We start from the raw sequence: 19,257 nt of genomic DNA, 5'->3' as shown, positions 1-19,257 counted from the left end.
TTTGTACAAATGACTTTCCATGGGAATGCTAAAAAACTGCCCACGTATATAGTTCTCTCTATAAAAAAAGCTATAGAGATGCTTCTTGATTTTTATAAATAGATATGATTGTCTCTACCAAGTCTAAAGGGGGAAAATAAATAAATGATCGCACGTATTACAACTGTTGCTTTTCGCGGTCTAGAAGCAGTCCCTGTCGATGTACAGGTTATGATTTCGTCTGGTAAAATAGGAATGGCTATTGTTGGATTAGCTGATAAAGCAGTTGCAGAAAGCCGTGAACGTGTACAAGCAGCCCTCCACGCTTGTGGACTTTCTATGCCTACTAAACGAATTACGATTAATCTTGCACCAGCTGATTTGCCTAAAGAGGGATCGCATTATGATTTGCCAATCGCCGTAGGCTTAATGCTTGCTATGGGAATCCTCCCTCCCGAAGTAGCTCAAGACTATGTCATTTTAGGAGAATTATCACTGGATGGTTCACTTACCGCTGTTAATGGTGTTTTACCAGCTGCCATGACAGCTTTATCACTCGATAAAGGACTGATTTGTCCCTTCCAATGTGGACCTGAAGCAGCATGGGCAAATGCAGAAATAAATATTCTTGCCCCAGAGACTCTGCTCACTATAGTCAACCATTTCAAAGGAACCCAAATTCAAAAACGTCCACAACCGCGTCAATATACTATCGAAACTGAACTTCCAGATCTTTGCGAAATCAAAGGACAAAAAACAGCCAAACGTGCCTTAGAAGTTTGTGCTGCTGGACGCCATAACCTTTTGTTTGTAGGTCCCCCTGGTGCTGGAAAATCTATGCTAGCGCAACGCTTACCTTCCATTTTGCCACCTCTTGATAGCCGTGAGCTTTTAGATGTCTCTCTGATTGCTTCTATTACAGGAGAAACGGTTCATAATACCATTTCACTTCATTGCCCCTTTCGTTCCCCACATCATTCTGCTTCCATGGCCGCAATGATTGGTGGAGGGCTTAAAGGACGACCGGGAGAGGTCTCCCTTGCTCATAATGGTGTGTTATTCCTTGATGAATTGCCTGAATTTTCTCCACGGGTTCTTGATTCTCTTCGTCAACCTTTAGAAAGTGGGGAGTCAGTTATCGCCCGCGCTAATCACCATATTAGCTATCCTGCTCGCTTCCAACTTATTGCCGCAATGAATCCTTGCCGTTGTGGTATGGCAGGCGAAAAAGACCATGTTTGCCCTAAAGGGATACGCTGTCAAATCGATTATCAGTCCCGTATTTCTGGTCCTCTGCTTGACCGAATTGATTTACGGATTGATGTCCCTGCTTTGACGGCTATGGACCTTATGCAACCAGAACAATCAGAAAAAAGCTGCGACGTTGCCAAACGCGTCGCACGGTGCCGTACCATTCAAGCTAAACGTTTTTCAACAATGGGGTTTGATCATATTCGTACCAATGGCGATTGCCCTGCCAAAATTATAGAACAGATTGCCATTCCTGATAAAAGTGCGACCATACTCTTACGAGATGTGAGTGAAAAAATGCACCTCTCCGCACGCGCTTATCATCGCATTCTCAAAGTTGCACGCACAATTGCTGATCTTGACGGATCAGATACTCTTTCACGCTATCATCTCGCAGAAGCTATTTCCTATCGACTAGGCGCAGAAAGATTAACAGCCCTTAATTAAAAACTACTCATCAATAAAAACTTATTGGAAAATAACGCAAATAAAGTTCTGTAAGTTTACCATCCTCTTCTAGAGATTTCAGCGCATAATTGAGTATATCAACCAATTTTTCATTCTTTTTTGCAACAGCAAGCTGCATTCCTTGCCCCAATAACTGTGGCGCCATATATGCCCCCCCAACAAAATGGCAGCAATCAACAGATTTTTGTTTTTTGAACCATAATGATAAAGCAAATCCATCATCAAAAATAAGGTCAATTTTACGCTCTTGTAATGCTTTATAGAGCTCTTCTCTCTTTTTAAACCTTTGCCATTTGGCTTTAGGAAAATAATATTGAAAGAGTTTTTCGTGAACACTTTTAGACAAAACACCACTGGTTAAATGTATCAATTGATCGCTTATTGGCTCATCGAGATTTAAACGTCGAGAAGCAACAAATCGCGCTGGAAAGCGCAAATATGACTTTGTAAAAACAAGATCTTGCTGGGTTTTACTTGTTTCTTTTAAACCCGCAATAATGACTTCTGCACCACCATTTTTAACATGTTCTACAAGCTCTTTCCAAGGAATCACTTCTATTTCACAAAGCTTCTCTAATTTTAATTTTGAGCAAATAGCGCGCAATAAATCGATATTATAACCTGCAAGATACCCCGATTGATCAATAAAATTAAAAGGAGGAAAATCAAAAGTTGTTACAAAACGCAAACGAAAGATATCCGTTGTATCAGGTTGTACCAAATGTTCATGCGAATCAAAAAAAGAAGGCAACCTTTCAGCTTCTGCGTAAGAGGAAAATAGACCCCCCCCCGCTACAAATAAAATACGAATAAAAATATTGTATGGATTATTGAATAAAAAGTACTGTAAACGCAATTGAAGATGTTTCATACATATAGATTTTTTTATTTTCAAAATCTCTCCCCCATTTTTCAAAACTAAGATGCAACACTTCTAAACTATTATCTAACGCACTTCACCAAAATATCTGGCGTTTAATAAATAAAATTCTTGCTATTTTTGAAACCATTGAAAATGCTTAGATTTCTGATGTTAATTTTCCAAAATGAATATATAAAAAGTAATTTTAGAGAAAAGCGATTTAATTTTTTAATATAAGAAATAAGCTGTATATACTTTAGTGGTACACTTTATTTTATCAAAATATCCCGCGTACCTTAAAATATTAAGACCATTTCCTTGCGTATCACAACCTGGGAAGTATATAGATATATTGAAGAAAAGAGTAAAAATACCCCTCAAATGCCGAGGGTTTTCTCAACATTAAGGTTGCATCAACATTTAAGAGCTGAAAAATAAAATGATGATTCTGATTTGCACTTTATTGTCACGATGGGAAAGATGGGGGACATAAATCTTGTAGTATTCACAGGGTATTTTGCGTTATACTATTCAAACATCGTTGTAAAATGAGTTTGGGAACATTGAGAGATGCTCCTTAAAAAAGCGCGTGAATAAACAGTACAATGGCGTTTTGTTTTGAATGAGCGATGCAACCTCACGAGAATGCAAGAAACAAAAGCGTAAGATAATTCGTCATTACCCTCATTATTCAAAAACATCACCGTAGACGTTTTTTTAAATTGTAAAGTTGAATATAAAAGATGATCGTGGAAACGTGTTTTTACATTTACGCATTTATATTTTCCTCAAATGAAGCTTTTTTCACATTTTAAAGATGACACAAACCAATATACACAATATTTTCGCCTCAATCTAACATACAAAAGTTTGAACTGCTTAGAGAGCTCGCAACCTTTGTTTTAAATATATGGTAGAATTAGGATTGAAAAATTGATTTATGGATAAAACAAGTGAGACCTTTATTAGTGTAACACAAAAATGCATAACTAATTCTGAAACATTACGCATATGCAAAAATAAAAAAAGTAAATAGCATCGTTTATGAAACAGCTTTTTGTATAAGTCATAAGTGTTTATTCGCCTTATATCACCGCCCTAGTGTTTTACAGCATAGCAGTACACTATCATTTTATCATTCTCTCCATTATATATCGACAGATATTGAATCTAGATCTGATATACGGTAAATATTTAATGTGGTTATTCCATAAATAACTGATCAGAACATTGAGCTTTAAAAAAAGCGGATAAAATATTGTAAATTGAACACAGGAATGGACTAACTTATGAGTGATGAAATAACCTCACCAGCACAAAGCAATAACTATGATGCCGCTTCTATCAAAGTTCTCAAAGGTCTTGATGCTGTACGCAAACGTCCTGGTATGTATATCGGTGACACTGATGATGGATCGGGGTTACACCATATGGTCTATGAAGTTGTAGACAATGCTATCGATGAAGCTTTAGCCGGTCATGCAACTCTTGTAAACGTCACACTCCATGCTGATGGTTCTTGTTCTGTTCGTGATAATGGACGTGGAATTCCGACAGATATCCATCCAACAGAAGGTATTTCTGCCGCTGAAGTTATTATGACACAGCTTCATGCCGGTGGAAAGTTTGATCAAAACTCTTATAAAGTTTCAGGCGGATTACACGGTGTTGGCGTCTCTGTTGTGAATGCATTATCCGTTTGGCTTAAATTGCAAATCAAACGCAATGGTAAAATTCATGAAATATCATTTACCCACGGGGTAGCTGATGCTCCATTAAAAGTTGTTGGCGATTGCGATCAAGAAAGTGGAACAGAAATTAGATTTTTACCAAGCTCTGAAACCTTTACTATGGTTGAGTTTGATTTTGAAACTTTAGAGCGTCGTTTACGGGAATTAGCTTTTCTAAATTCTGGGGTTTATATTCTTCTTGTTGACGAGCGTCATGCTGATATTAAATCCGTTGAATTGCATTATGAAGGTGGATTAATAGAGTTTGTGAAATATATTGATCAATCAAAAAAAGCTCTGCTTGATGCTCCTATTTATATTGCAAGTGAAAAGGATGGTATGAGCGTTGATGTTGCCCTGTGGTGGAATGATTCCTATCATGAGAAGGTCTTGTGTTTTACCAATAATATCCCTCAGCGTGACGGTGGAACGCATTTGATAGGTTTCAGAAGTGCCCTTACACGCCAAATTAATGGCTATGCTGAATCTTCAGGTATTGCTAAAAAAGAAAAAGTGAACTTAACCGGTGATGACTGCCGTGAAGGATTAACAGCTATTCTTTCTGTCAAAGTTCCTGATCCAAAATTTTCTTCACAAACAAAGGATAAGTTAGTCTCTTCTGAAGTGCGCCCTATTGTTGAAAGTTTGGTCAATGAAGGTCTTTCAATATGGCTGGAAGAACATCCTCATGAAGCAAAACTTCTCATTAGTAAAGTGGTAGAAGCTGCAACAGCACGTGAAGCAGCACGCAAAGCACGTGAACTCACAAGACGAAAAGGGGCGCTTGATATCACTTCTCTACCAGGAAAGCTTGCCGATTGCCAAGAACGAGATCCCGCAAAATCAGAAATCTTTATTGTCGAGGGGGATTCGGCTGGCGGTTCAGCAAAAAGTGGGCGCTCACGTCAAAATCAAGCAATTTTACCCCTTCGTGGTAAAATCCTCAATGTTGAACGAGCACGTTTCGACCGCATGCTCTCATCTGATATGATTGGAACACTTATTACAGCTCTTGGAACGTCTATCGGTAAGGATGAATTTTCACCAGATAAATTACGTTATCATAAGATTATTATCATGACGGATGCGGACGTTGATGGAGCCCATATTCGTACTCTGCTGCTCACTTTCTTTTTTAGACAAATGCCCGAGTTGATTGAACGTGGACATCTTTATATTGCTCAGCCTCCTCTTTATAAAGTATCGCGTGGAAAATCTTCCCAATATATTAAAAATGAAGCAGCATTTGAAGAATTCTTGATCGATACTGGATTAGAAGAAACAACGCTTGAGCTTTCAACGGGAGAAGTTCGTGCAGGGGCTGATTTGTATCAACTCGCTAAAGATGCTCGTATATTACGTCAACTTTTAAATGGTCTTCATACCCGTTATGACCGTAATATTGTTGAACAAGCAGCAATTGCTGGCGCTTTTAATCTTGAAGTCTTTGCAACACAAGAAAAAGCGCAAAAAATAGCAGATACTACAGCACACCGCCTTAATCTGATTGCTGATGATATGGAACAAGGTTGGAGTGGACAATATACAGCAGATGGAAGTTTATGTTTTGAGCGTATTTTGCGTGGTGTTAAAGATGTTGTTACGCTTGATGTGGGACTTATAAATTCAACTGACGCACGCCAAATTGATCGCATTTCCCAAAATTTTATCGACATATATCATCCTCCTGTTCTTTTACGTCGCAAAGATAAAACAGAGCGTATTTTTGGTCCTATGAGCCTTTTAGAGAGCATTTTTACAAACGGTAAAAAAGGTGTTACTCTTCAACGTTATAAAGGTCTTGGGGAGATGAATGCTGAACAACTTTGGGAAACAACGCTTGATCCCAATGCACGTTCTCTTTTACAAGTAAAAATTAATGATGCAACCGATGCAGATTTACTCTTTTCTCGTCTCATGGGTGATGAAGTTGAACCTAGACGTATTTTTATTCAAGACAATGCCTTAAGCGTTGCCAATCTTGATATCTAAAGGTACTCTTCTGTTTTTGGCTGTGTAAACGTCGTAGTTTTATACGTTGTTTTTTCGTAGTTGAACATTCCCTCTCTATTTCATTTACGATAAAAGAAAAATAAGGAAGATCATATACATGGCAATTGAAACAGAACGTGTAGGAACCAAGGGTGGCATGGAGCACTCTTTTGGTTTTACAAGAGTAGATGAAACACAAAAACAATCCATGGTGGATGGTGTGTTTCATTCTGTTGCTGAAAATTATGACAAGATGAATGATATCTTATCCTTAGGGCTACACCGTGTGTGGAAAAATTCCATGATTTCTTGGCTTTCCCCACCAGCACTTTCTCATTGGAAAGTTCTTGATGTCGCTGGCGGTACAGGTGATATTGCTTTTCGTATTCTTAATGCTTCACGCCAAAAAGCCCATGCTACAGTGCTTGATATTAATGGCTCAATGCTCAGCGTTGGCAAAAAACGCGCACAAAAAAATGGTCTTGCCCCTCTGATTGATTTTGTTGAAGCCAATGCAGAAAATCTACCTTTTGAAGATCAAAGCTTTGACGCTTACACGATTGCTTTTGGAATTCGCAATGTTCCTCATATTGATCAAGCTCTTAGAGAAGCTTTTCGTGTTTTAAAGCCCGGTGGACGTTTCTTATGTTTAGAATTTTCAAATGTCGAGATGCCTTGGCTCGATAAAATTTATGATCTTTGGTCTTTCCATGCTATCCCTAAGCTGGGTCAATTTATCGCAAATGATGGCGATGCTTATCGTTATTTGGTTGAATCTATCCGCAAATTTCCTAAGCAAGATGATTTTTCCCATATGATCAAGCATGCGGGGTTTTCGCGGGTATCGTACCGCAATCTCACCGGTGCGATTGCAGCGCTGCATTCAGGTTGGAAAATTTAAAAATGGTGCAAATTTCCCCTTACTTTCAATTGATGCGTGCAGGATGGGTTTTAACACGTGAAGGTGTTTTAAGTGCTCTTCCTCATGATGGTCTTCAAGGATTTCCAGCGCTATGTCATCGTATAGCGAGTGCATTAGCACGACGCAAAACAAAAAAGAAACAGCGATCTGAAAATATTTCATATGCCATTAATAAGCTTGGACCCTCTTACATAAAACTTGGTCAATTTCTTGCAACAAGGCCTGATATTGTCGGCCGTGATATTGCGGAAGATTTGTCACAGCTACAAGATCGCGTCCAAACATTTTCTTGCACCGCCGCTATTGCTCAAATTGAAAGTTCTCTTGGTCGCTCTATTGATGATTTATTCGTAAATTTTTATCCCCCCATTGCCGCCGCTTCTATTGCTCAAGTTCATCCAGCTGAATACAGTGATGAAACTGGCCATACGACAAAATGTGCTGTAAAAGTTATTCGTCCCAATATCAGAGCACGTTTTTCTAAAGATCTTAGAGGATTCTATCTCATTGCTCATTTACAAGAGCGCTATATCCCTGCCTCTCGAAGGCTTCGTCCTGTTTGTGTAGTGGATACTTTAGCACAAACAACACGGCTTGAAATGGATTTACGCCTAGAAGCAGCAGCTATATCTGAAATGGCTGAAAATATTCAACATGATACAGGCTTTCGGGTTCCACGTATTGACTGGGAACGGACAGGACGTAATGTTCTTACAATGGAATGGATTGATGGTATAAGAATATCCGAAATTTCCAAACTCAAAGAAGCAGGATTTGATTTGAAGGCGCTTGCTATTACGCTTATTCAATCTTTTCTTCGTCATACACTGCGTGATGGTTTTTTTCACGCCGATATGCATCCTGGTAATTTATTTGTAGATGAAAAAGGATGTATTGTTGCTGTTGATCTAGGCATTACAGGAAGGCTTGGCAAAAAAGAAAAGCATTTCCTTGCTGAAATTCTTTATGGCTTTATTACCCGCGATTACCATCGGGTTGCACGCGCCCATTTTGAGGCAGGTTATGTTCCTTCACACCATAATATCGAAAGCTTTGCGCAAGCCAACCGCGCTATTGGCGAACCAATTCACGGACAATCAGCACAAAGCATTTCCATGGCTAAATTGCTCACTTTATTGTTTGAAGTCACTGAATTATTTGACATGCAAACGCGACCTGAACTTTTATTGTTGCAAAAAACGATGGTTGTTGTGGAAGGCGTTGCCCGCACATTAGACCCCACTTTTAATATGTGGAAAGCTTCTGAACCCGTTGTCAAAGAATGGATTAGTAAAAATTTAGGACCCGTAGGCGTTGCAAAAGACTTTAGTGAAGGAGCACAAGCTCTCCTTTCGCTGGCACGCAAAACACCACAATTGGTTCAAAATTTCCAACGGATAGAAGAAGATTTTAATCAAATGAGAAAAACAGGTTTTAATCTTTCTCCTACTACCCTCAAACAACTTGCTGTGGAACAAAGTCATCGAAACCGTTATGGTCGTTATAGCCTTTTCATCATTGCACTTTGTTGCACTTTTCTTACTTTTTACTTTTTTCATCTTTTCTAATCTCCTTAATATGCTAAAAATATCAACAATGAAATCATTGCAATCATTTTGTTTCTTGGAGGTATTTTATGGCCAGTATTACCATTCGTAACCTGTCTCCTGAAACCAAAGAAGCTTTGCGCATACGCGCCGCGCAAAATGGTATTTCTATGGAAGAAGAAGTCCGACGCCTTTTAAGCAATCCCACTCCTCTCACCACACAACCTCTTCATGCTAGTGCTGTTGAAGTGAAATCATTGAAATCAAAATCTCTCCTTCTTATTATTGGTGGAAGTATTGCATCCTATAAAGCCCTTGATTTGATTCGCCGTTTACAAGAACGTGGAGCACATTTAAAAGTTGTGATGACAAAAGCAGCGCAAAAGTTTATTACGCCTTTAGCCGCTGAAGCTTTAAGCGGTGGTACTGTATATACTGATTTATTTTCACGTGAAGAAGAACACGATATCGGACATATCCGATTAGCACGTGATGCTGACCTTATTATTTTAGCTCCTGCTACAGCCAATCGCATTGCAAAAATAGCCAATGGCATAGGAGATGATCTGACTGATTGTGTCCTTTTAGCGGCACGCTGTCCACTCTTAATTGCACCCGCCATGAATCCGTCCATGTGGGTGCATCCAGCAACTATTCGTAATGTTGCACAATTGCACGCAGATGGCGTTCATATCATCGGACCAGAAATCGGAAAGATGGCTGAACGTGACGAGATTGGATATGGACGTATGAGCGAACCTTTAACTATTATCGCTGCTATAGAGAATCTTTTGAATGTGCATGAAAAACCTCTCTTTGGCCGCCATTTCATCGTTACCTCTGGCCCTACCCATGAACCAATTGATCCAGTGCGTTATATTGCTAATCGGTCTTCAGGTAAACAAGGCCATGCCATCGCAACCGCTCTTGCGCATTTGGGTGCAAAAGTAACACTTATTTGTGGACCTGTTAATCTTGCAGACCCACAAGAAGTAAAAACCATTCATGTTGAAACAGCACAACAGATGTTACAAGCCGTTCAAACCGCATTGCCTGCTGATGGTGCTATCTTTGTTGCCGCTGTTTGTGACTGGCGCAGTCAAACGCAGTCTTTACACAAAATTAAAAAGAATGCTCATAAAATACCACCATCCCTTCATATGGTTGAAAATCCTGACATTTTAGCAACGATTGGACACGCTCCAAACCGCCCCTCATTGGTCATTGGTTTTGCTGCTGAAACATGTGATATCATTGCCAATGCGCAAAAAAAATGTGTTGAAAAAGGAGCTGATTTCATTCTTGCTAATGATATTTCTCTTCAACTAGATGGTACAAGTGTCATGGGTGCTGATACAAATCAAGTTTATCTCGTAAGTAGAAAAAAAGTTGAACAATGGCCCCATATGAGTAAACAACACGTAGCGCAAAAATTAGCAAACGTGATTGTATCATTTTTTGCCCCCAAAACACCTACTCCTCATGAGGAAAATATACCCCTTTGCAAATAAGAACTCTTCAAACGCGTTGATATTAAAACACCTTATAAAATAGAACTGACAATATGTGTCTATCCATCTCAATTAGTATATAATATTTCTGGTTTATAATGATAATATCGCATTGTTCATATTAAATTAGAATCCCAGATATCATAAGATTCTCTCATTCCTAATCTCTCTCATGTTGAATCAATAAAAATCATTTTCTTGCACGTTGTAAACAAGGATAACTGTATGAATACAAAACGTTTCAGAAAGAACTAAAAGCGCTTATAATGGACCGTCTCAAGAACCAAGGGCTTGTCTCGGACAACACTGAGGATGATGGTGCCAACGTGCTCTTTTTATTAAGCGTAAAGTTAGTGATGCCCTATAAGTTTTATATTATTCACGAGAGCTTTACCCATATACCATTCACAAACGCTGTTGCGAAATGGGTGTGATGAGCCGTTGGGAAATGTTTTTTTAAAAAATCCTATCTCACCCTAGCCTTCATAAAAGCAGGATCTATTGCACCACTGTCTCGCCAGCTTATAAAAAAACAAGCTATCATTCACTTTGGCTACCATCAATTTTGACAAAGCTCTTGTAATGGATAAAATTTATAAAAAGCATTTTCTTTCTTCAATGTTTTTATCCACATATTGGTCATATTTATGATATGCAAATAAATGATTTTGATTGTTTCATGATGAGAGCAGCTAATGAGAAAATATGACAACTTTATTTTGAGCTCTTATTCGCTATGAAAAATAATGTATAAATCAATGATATTATAACATCTCAATGCAATTTTAAGCATACTTCATGCTGACGCTCATAAAGAATGTAGACAAAATTCATTGTACCACTGTCTATAAGTTTATGAAACTGAAGCCTTTATTATTTTCCTCAGTGATCGGTCTTTAAGATTAAATGTCTGTGTCCTCTCTCCAGAATACCAAGACCACAAAGACTAGAATTTTATCCATGATATCTTCACATTGTGATGTTTCATGAGAAGCATTTTTATTCCTTTATCGAAAGCTTTGTATCCATACATTGGTCTCGCCTATAATGTGTACGTAAATAATTTTTTGATGTTGAATAGAGTCTTTGAAATTAAAGAATATTTCTATATTTGGGATTTTATTCAAGTTGAAAATGATCAATTCTCTTCGATAAATTAGTGGTGTTATTATCTAAAAATTATTTGATACAGTGCACCACTTGTATGAAAAGTGCTTCAATGAATGCTTACTTCATTGCACTTATGGCTTTTAAAATTCAAAATCTCATCATTTTTAAGCATCCGTGGTTTCTCCCTTTCTTTGCTTCTTCTCAAAAAACTGCTCTTCTATGGGATCTGACAGTCAATCGCCTAAGCTTATTTTTTCCACTTCTATCATATTAATCATTCTGTTGCCCAAAATTAGAATATCTACGGAGCTACTACGTTACCCCTATTCCATTGAACTCAATATTTTTTTGAAAGCGAGAGGCAAAAGCATGCCGCCAAATAGTAGAAAAGTACAGAATTTTAGGAATTGTGCAAAACAATTAAGCACTTAGATAAACGAAGTTAGATAACTCTACTGAATAAATAGAAGTAAACAACTTTTCTCCCAAATAGTTCTTATTCCTTAATTTTTTACATATATCATATAAACGCAATAATCTACACTATGTACAAAAATACTAAAAATTTCTTCTACAACAGCTACTTTTTAAATTCTTCTTTGTTTTTAAAAATCAAAATTTCTATTTATTCAAACTTTATTTTTAACAAAGAAACCTTAACCGTTTTTTATAATGTTCTTGAAAAAAATCTTGTAATTCAAAGAAAGAAAAAATTACACTGTACATACTTTAAATATATTTCTTGTTTTTTTTGCTTCTTTCCTTAGTTTATTAATCTATGATTTTTACTGCTGCTTATCGTGCTTTACAACGTCTTCTGACCTCGCAATATCGTATTATGATACTGAAAGCATTGGGGGTTACTTTTTTCATTCTCACCATTTTATGGTTATGTGTGCACCAACTTTTTGTGTCTTACTTTTGGCCCTGGATTGCTCAATTTCTTCCTGGACTCCCTAGTTGGGCGGGATGGATTGGTTTTAGCATGCTTATCATCTTTAATCTTGGGTTGGCTCTTTTGTTGGCTTTTTTGATTGCACCCATCACAGCTATGATTGGTGGTTTTTTCATTGACTCTGCTGCTGAAATCATTGAAAAGGAGGATTACCCAAACGAGCCTATTGGACAAGCCTTGCCGTTTCAGCGTTCTCTTATCATTTCCTTTAAATTTGTTATTTTAAGCCTTCTTGGTAATGGAATTGCTTTTATTTTATTCTTCATACCAGGTATTAATTTAATTGCTTTTTATCTTATTAATGGTTATTTGCTCGGTCATGAATATTTCTTGTTTGCGGCTTACCGTTTTCGAACAGAGCAAAATGCGCGTGCTTTTTTACATACTCATTACACAACAGTTTTTGGCGCAGGATTATTGATAGCGATTTTTGTTTCGATTCCTATTATTAATCTAGCAACACCGCTTTTTGCCGCCGCCTTTATGACACATTTACACAAAATGCTTTCCCAAAAGACCATAGCACGCATTACACAAAAATAGTGTTCCTTGACTTTAAGGTTAATAAAACTTGCCAGCCAAAGAAAGCATAATATAAAATTTTATGCTTTATCTTTTATTAAAGCAATATATTGATTTATAATGATAACTTATCGTTTCACAACATGAGTGAAAAACCTAAATATTATGAGGGTTTCTCATTTTAATCCTATTCATATTGGATCAATTGAAATCGTTTGTTGAAATGTCATAAACGGAGGTGGTGTGCGGATAAAAGTACTTTCAAAAAGGCGTGAAATATCTTTATATGAATCCTCTTAATGCAAACATTATCGTCGCATTGAAAACTGAAAAAGAGTATGATGGTGCCGCTTTGTACCTTCTATTTCAGTAAAAACGGATAGCATAATGTCTTTTATACCATTCATGGAGAGTGTATATTCTTCATAAGAGAGTTTTGGAAATTATTGAAAGATATCTGTGTAAAACAAGCACGTAAATGAGTAATATAATGGTATTTTGAGCGTATTCTATTTTAATTGTAAAAAGCGTGCGCTTTAAAGAAACCTTTTGAAAAAAATCTTGCTCTGATGTTAGCATTTCGCTAATATAGCGTTATTGTATTCATTATCTTTAATGGATTATTTTAGCCTTGTTAGCGCCTTATACTATAAGGTTTCTTTTCTTCAAAACTGTTGATACGAATGATTAATTGGATATTCATTTTTATTAAAAAATAAGGCGTTTGTTAACCATCGCAAGGAGTAAATTTTAACACCAAAGTAAAAAATACAAACATGTAAGTTCTTAGAACTTATGAGAAATTTATTATAGGGAATACTCTTCATGATGCATATGATTGTTATGATATGGGAAAAATTAAAAATTAAAAAACAAGCTATACGTACACTGATAAAAGTATTAAATAGACTCCTTTGTTCAACCGGTAAAGCAAATGTGACTGCTTAAGTTCTATATTCTTTCAAATCATGCAAAAGATGCACAATATTTAAAGGAAGGTTATAAAGATGAACTGGATTACAAATTATGTTCGTCCTAAAATTAACTCTATATTGGGGCGCCGTGAAATTCCAGAAAATCTATGGATTAAAGATCCTACCAGTGGTGAAATGGTCTTCCATAAAGATCTGGAAGCTAATCAATTTGTAGCTCCCAATTCTGGTCATCATATGCGTATCAGTGCTAAAAATCGTCTCATGCATTTTTTTGATGATGGTGTTTATACAGCTCTTGAAAATCCAAAAGTTGTAACAGATCCTTTAAAATTTCGTGACGAAAAACGCTATATTGACCGGTTAAAAGATTATCGTTCTAAACTTGGGGTTGATGACAATATTTTAAGTGCACGTGGTACGATTGAAGGCTTACCAATTATTGCAACTGTTCAAGATTTCGCCTTTATGGGTGGATCACTTGGTATGGCTTCAGGAGAAGCTATTATCAAAGCTTTTGATACTGCCATTGCTGAAAGGCGTCCGCTGGTTCTTTTTGCTGCTTCTGGTGGTGCACGCATGCAAGAAGGAACACTCTCGTTGATGCAAATGCCCCGTACAACTGTAGCGATTGAAATGTTGAAAGAAGCAAAGCTTCCCTATATTGTTGTGCTGACTAATCCAACCACCGGTGGTGTTACTGCTTCTTACGCCATGCTTGGTGATATTCACATTGCCGAGCCTGGCGCTATGATTGGTTTTGCTGGTCCACGTGTGATTCAACAAACTATACGCGAAACCCTACCAGAAGGTTTTCAAAGTAGTGAATATCTGCTTGAACATGGTATGATTGATATGGTTGTATCGCGTTTAGAAATGAAAACAACAATTGCACGTATTTTACGCTTGATGATGAAACGCCCTGCTGTTTTTAACCCTTCCGATCCATCCCCAACAGACTCTCAAACATCGCTTTCTAGGACAAAAGCAGCTTAAGTTTATGCAACAAAGTCAAATACAAAGGGTGGTGGATGATTTACTAAAAAATTATCCGAAAAAATTTGATCTTTCTTTAGAGCGTATTGTTCACCTTTTAGAGCGTCTTGGTAACCCACATTTAAAACTTGCCCCTGTTATTCACATCGCTGGAACAAATGGCAAAGGATCTGCTTCAGCAATTTGCCGTGCTCTTTTGGAAAGTGCAGGATACCGCGTTCATGTTTATAGCTCACCTCATCTCGTCAACTGGAATGAACGCTGCCGGTTAGGTCAAAAAGGAGGAGGTCAACTTGTTACAGAAAACCAATTGGCTGAGACAATCCGTGAAATTATAAAAGTAAATCGTCAAGAGCCGATTACTATTTTTGAAATTTTTACAGCCGCTGCCTTTATGTTGTTTAGTATACATCCAGCTGATGTTGTCATTTTAGAAGTTGGATTGGGAGGACGTTTTGATGCTACCAATGTCGTTAACAAACCAGCTGTATCGCTTATTATGCCCATTGATTATGATCATGAGAGCTTTCTTGGAAATACAATTGCTCAAATCGCTTTTCAAAAAGGGGGAATTATAAAACCAAACGTTCCAGTGGTCATCGGAAAGCAGAATTATGAAGAAACTCTTGCTACTTTAATACCCCTTGCCGATAAAAATAAAGCATCTTATGCTCTCTTTGATCAAGATTATCAAAGCTATAAAGAACATGGACGTATGGTTTTTCAAAACCATCAAGGTCTCATGGATCTTCCTCTTCCTAACCTTATTGGAGACCACCAAATTGCTAATGCTGGTGCATCTCTTGAAGCAGTTTATCAAGCGGGTTTTCAACTTTCAGAACAAACCATAAATGACGCTTTGAAAAATATTTATTGGCCCGCACGAATGCAGCATCTTACCCAAGGACTTTTGGTTGATCAACTATCTCCTGATATTGATTTATGGTTAGATGGTGGTCACAATCCTGCTGCAGGAAAAGTTATTGCGGCAGAACTTACACAATGGAGAAAAAAAACAGATCGCCCCATTATTATGATTGCTGGCATGCTTAATACCAAAGATGCTGTCGGTTATTTTCGTCCTTTAGCTAACCTTGTCGATAAAGTATATACGATACCGCTGCTTGACAATAATGCCAGTATCTCTCCAACAGACTTAGCTGAATCAGCCCAAAAAGTAGGAATCCCTGCTGCCCCAAAAGCGCACCTACAAGATGCTTTGCATAAAATTAAAATGGAATATAAAGAGGCTATTGTCCTTATTAGTGGTTCTCTTTATCTTGCGGGTGATATTTTGCGTGACAATAAAACACCACCGTGCTAGATAATTAGCTATTTTTAAAGCTTTGAAAGATAGACTTTTTAATCATGCAACTTGATTGTGCACTTTATCAACATCCTAAACTCATTACTGTTTTTGGCGGATCCGGTTTTGTAGGACGACATGTCGTTGAAACTTTGACTAAGCGGGGATATCGCGTTCGTATCGCTGTTCGTTGTCCACAAAAAGCTTATTACATGCTCCAAATAGGAGAAGTAGGACAAACCCAAATGCTTAAAACAGATATCAAGCATCGTGCCTCTGTTGCACACGCATTGCTTGGAGCTGATGCGGCAGTGTTTTTACCCGGTAGCTTAAAACAAGCAAATCAATCGAATTTTAAAAACACACAAATTGATGGTGTTTACAATGTTGCTGAATTAACAGCAGAAACTGGTATTCCGCTCATCTATATGTCAACACTTGTGGCTAACGAGAATGCTTCATGTCTTTATGCACGTGTTAAGTTTATGGGTGAACAAATCATTCATAACAAGCATCTTCAAGCAATTATTATCCGTCCATCCGTTATCTTTGGACCAGAGGATTGTTTCTTTAACACCTTAGCAGATTTGTCACGTTTTTTACCAATTATGCCTCTTTTTGGAGGTGGACAAAGCAAATTGCAACCCGTGTATGTTGGTGACGTTGCTGAGTTTATCGTGCGCGCTTTAGATGGACAGGTTGCTTGGGGAAAAAATTATGATCTTGGTGGTCCCCAGATTATCACCTTCCAAAATACTCTTGAAAATATACTCAAAATTATTCACCGTAAAAAAACAATCCTATCCATGCCCCTTTCTGCTGGTCTATTGATTGGAGGAATTTTGGGAACAATCGGTAAATTGCCTTTTGTACCAACACTCGTAACAGCCAATCAGATACGTTTTTTGCAAATGGATAACATTGTTTCTAAAGAAGCTATAGAGAATGGATATACTCTAGAAGGTGTGGGTATTACCCCCAGAGCAATGGCAGCATTCTTGCCAAGTTATCTCTGGCGATTTCGTCCACATGGTCAATTTTCCCAAAACCTACTCGTCTAGAATAAATTCTTCCAAAACTGAGTTAATTATTTGATTTATAATTCATAGCGCGTTGTTAGCGGTTTTAAAATCAGAGTGTTCAATAGAGTGATGTTTTTACATTTTAAATACTCTATTCAGTATCACAAAAAATGTTTAATCGTATATCTATAGTCTTTTGATAAAAATCGTTGAAAACAGGAGAAAAGCACTTCTTATAAACTGTCTTTATCAAAGAGCAGGTTCAACATTGGAATCCTAAAGAACCGATTCTGAACTGCCTATCCATAAACATGATAATCTATGGCTTTGTATTTATATTATTTTGCTAAAAAGCTTAATAATGAGATTAAAGTAATTCTTCCTTTTTCAACAACCGCATAAGTGAGTAGAATACGAGTATACTACTTTCGATATTATCCCATAAAAATCAATATAAAAACTGTAAAGCAATGCACCATTTTTATTATTTAAAAGGTATTCCCTCTGGAGACTTTTAAAAGCTTTAAAGTTACGTGAAAAGGATAGAATTTTGTTTATATAATAAGACTTATCATGAAGATCTCTTATTCTGTCAGTAATATCACTATTCAGATCCATAAATGCATATTTTTTGCACAAATTTATGGAGATTTTAAAAGAGCTTTTTCACATAAAGAAGTCCTCTTCTTGTCTTGCATTTTTTTTTAATTTCTCCTACCGTCTTGGAAAAACTTATTTTAAAGGAATGAAGAATGGCAGCTCAAGATTTTGTTGTCAAAGATATTGCACTTGCCGCTTATGGTCGTAAAGAACTTGATATTGCTGAAACTGAAATGCCTGGTTTGATGGCTTGTCGTAAGGAGTTTTCTTCCAGCCAACCTTTGCGCGGAGCGCGTATTTCTGGCTCATTGCACATGACAATTCAGACAGCTGTTTTAATTGAAACATTAAAAGCGATTGGCGCCGATATACGATGGAGCTCTAGCAATATTTTTTCTACGCAAGACCATGCAGCAGCAGCTATCGCCGCAACAGGCATTCCTGTATTTGCCATTAAAGGTGAAACATTGGAAGAATATTGGACTTATATAGATGCAATCTTCCAATGGCCAGATGGTAATCCTTCCAATCTTATTTTAGATGATGGAGCTGACGCCACAAACTATATTTTAATGGGAAGTCGTGCAGAACAAAATAAAGATATTTTATCGCATCCCAAAACAGAAGAAGAAGAAATTTTTTTCAAACAAATACAAAAGCGTATGGATGCAACGCCAGTTTTTTTTACACGACAGCGCGCGGCAATTAAAGGTGTAAGCGAAGAAACCACAACAGGTGTAAACCGTCTTTATCAGTTACAAAAAGAAGGACTTCTACCTTTTCCTGCTATTAATGTTAATGATAGCGTCACTAAATCAAAGTTTGATAATAAATATGGATGTAAAGAATCATTGGTCGATGGTATTCGACGTGGAACAGATGTGATGATCGCTGGTAAAACTGCCATTGTCTGTGGTTATGGTGATGTAGGAAAAGGTTCAGCAGCATCTCTTTCTGGTGCTGGGGCTCGTGTTAAAATAACAGAAATTGATCCTATTTGCGCTCTTCAAGCCGCTATGGATGGCTATGAAGTTGTTAATTTGGATGATGCTGCTTCCAGTGCTGATATTATCATCACGACAACAGGCAATAAAGATGTTGTTCGTTTAGATCATATGCGACAAGTAAAGGATATGTGTATTCTTGGAAATATTGGTCATTTTGATAACGAAATCCAAGTCGCTGCCCTTAGAAATTTGCCATGGACAAATATTAAACCACAAGTTGATATGATCACCTTTCCCGATGGAAAACGCATCATTTTGCTCTCTGAAGGGCGTTTGTTAAACCTCGGGAATGCGACTGGGCATCCTTCTTTTGTCATGTCAGCCTCGTTTACTAATCAAGTTTTAGCGCAAATTGAACTTTTTACCCGTTCAGAACACTATACAAATGAAGTCACTGTTTTGCCTAAACATCTTGATGAAAAGGTTGCACGTCTACATCTGGATCGGTTAGGAATAAAATTAAGTGTTTTATCAGAAGAACAAGCCGCTTATATTGGAGTCTCACCACAAGGACCTTATAAACCAAACCATTATCGTTACTAATA

The 19,257-nt window shown here is 37.4% G+C and carries 11 protein-coding genes; 10 read left to right on the top strand and 1 reads right to left on the bottom strand.

Annotated features, from left to right (window positions below; genetic code table 11):
- Positions 1–144 precede the first annotated feature (144 nt).
- Positions 145–1,677, top strand: coding sequence for a YifB family Mg chelatase-like AAA ATPase (locus tag ACFIKX_RS06650; RefSeq protein ID WP_375612798.1), 1,533 nt, complete (start codon positions 145–147; stop codon positions 1,675–1,677).
- 10 nt (positions 1,678–1,687) lie between these two features.
- Here the strand turns inward: ACFIKX_RS06650 and ACFIKX_RS06645 are convergent, their stop codons facing one another.
- Positions 1,688–2,569: a transporter substrate-binding domain-containing protein gene (locus tag ACFIKX_RS06645; RefSeq protein WP_375628626.1), complete on the bottom strand. Its 882-nt coding sequence runs from the start codon at positions 2,567–2,569 to the stop codon at positions 1,688–1,690.
- 1,280 nt (positions 2,570–3,849) lie between these two features.
- Between ACFIKX_RS06645 and gyrB the strand changes: the two genes are divergently transcribed.
- The 9 genes from gyrB to ahcY all read left to right on the top strand — a co-directional run bounded on the left by gyrB (position 3,850) and on the right by ahcY (position 19,255).
- Positions 3,850–6,282, top strand: coding sequence for a DNA topoisomerase (ATP-hydrolyzing) subunit B (gene gyrB, locus ACFIKX_RS06640; protein WP_375628502.1), 2,433 nt, complete (start codon positions 3,850–3,852; stop codon positions 6,280–6,282).
- Between the two features lie 118 nt (positions 6,283–6,400).
- On the top strand, positions 6,401–7,183 hold the full coding sequence (ubiE, locus tag ACFIKX_RS06635) for a bifunctional demethylmenaquinone methyltransferase/2-methoxy-6-polyprenyl-1,4-benzoquinol methylase UbiE (protein ID WP_375628503.1): 783 nt from the start codon (positions 6,401–6,403) through the stop codon (positions 7,181–7,183).
- Between the two features lie 2 nt (positions 7,184–7,185).
- Entirely contained in the window at positions 7,186–8,772 is a 1,587-nt protein-coding gene (gene ubiB / locus ACFIKX_RS06630) for a 2-polyprenylphenol 6-hydroxylase (RefSeq protein WP_375628505.1), read from the top strand.
- A gap of 68 nt (positions 8,773–8,840) precedes the next feature.
- Positions 8,841–10,262 carry a bifunctional phosphopantothenoylcysteine decarboxylase/phosphopantothenate--cysteine ligase CoaBC gene (coaBC, locus tag ACFIKX_RS06625; protein ID WP_375628507.1) on the top strand — a complete coding sequence of 474 codons (1,422 nt, stop codon included), beginning with the start codon at positions 8,841–8,843 and terminating at the stop codon, positions 10,260–10,262.
- A 1,888-nt stretch (positions 10,263–12,150) separates the two neighbouring features.
- Positions 12,151–12,870, top strand: coding sequence for a sulfate transporter family protein (locus ACFIKX_RS06620; RefSeq protein ID WP_375612793.1), 720 nt, complete (start codon positions 12,151–12,153; stop codon positions 12,868–12,870).
- Positions 12,871–13,856: 986 nt separating this feature from the next.
- The gene (gene accD, locus ACFIKX_RS06615) at positions 13,857–14,777 is read left to right on the top strand and encodes an acetyl-CoA carboxylase, carboxyltransferase subunit beta (RefSeq protein ID WP_375611366.1); all 921 of its coding nucleotides are present in this window, start codon (positions 13,857–13,859) and stop codon (positions 14,775–14,777) included.
- Between the two features lie 4 nt (positions 14,778–14,781).
- A complete protein-coding gene (locus ACFIKX_RS06610; RefSeq protein WP_375628509.1) occupies positions 14,782–16,101 on the top strand; it encodes a bifunctional folylpolyglutamate synthase/dihydrofolate synthase in 1,320 nt (439 codons plus the stop codon).
- Positions 16,102–16,145: 44 nt separating this feature from the next.
- Positions 16,146–17,144 carry a complex I NDUFA9 subunit family protein gene (locus ACFIKX_RS06605; protein WP_375628510.1) on the top strand — a complete coding sequence of 333 codons (999 nt, stop codon included), beginning with the start codon at positions 16,146–16,148 and terminating at the stop codon, positions 17,142–17,144.
- Between the two features lie 713 nt (positions 17,145–17,857).
- Entirely contained in the window at positions 17,858–19,255 is a 1,398-nt protein-coding gene (gene ahcY / locus ACFIKX_RS06600; RefSeq protein ID WP_375612789.1) for an adenosylhomocysteinase, read from the top strand.
- The last annotated feature ends 2 nt before the right edge of the window (positions 19,256–19,257 follow it).

This window comes from Bartonella sp. CM86QHHN, assembly GCF_042194695.1.
In the GTDB taxonomy this organism is placed as follows: domain Bacteria; phylum Pseudomonadota; class Alphaproteobacteria; order Rhizobiales; family Rhizobiaceae; genus Bartonella.
The sequence above is the reverse complement of the archived record's forward strand: the minus strand, read 5'-3'. Positions and strand labels throughout refer to the sequence as shown.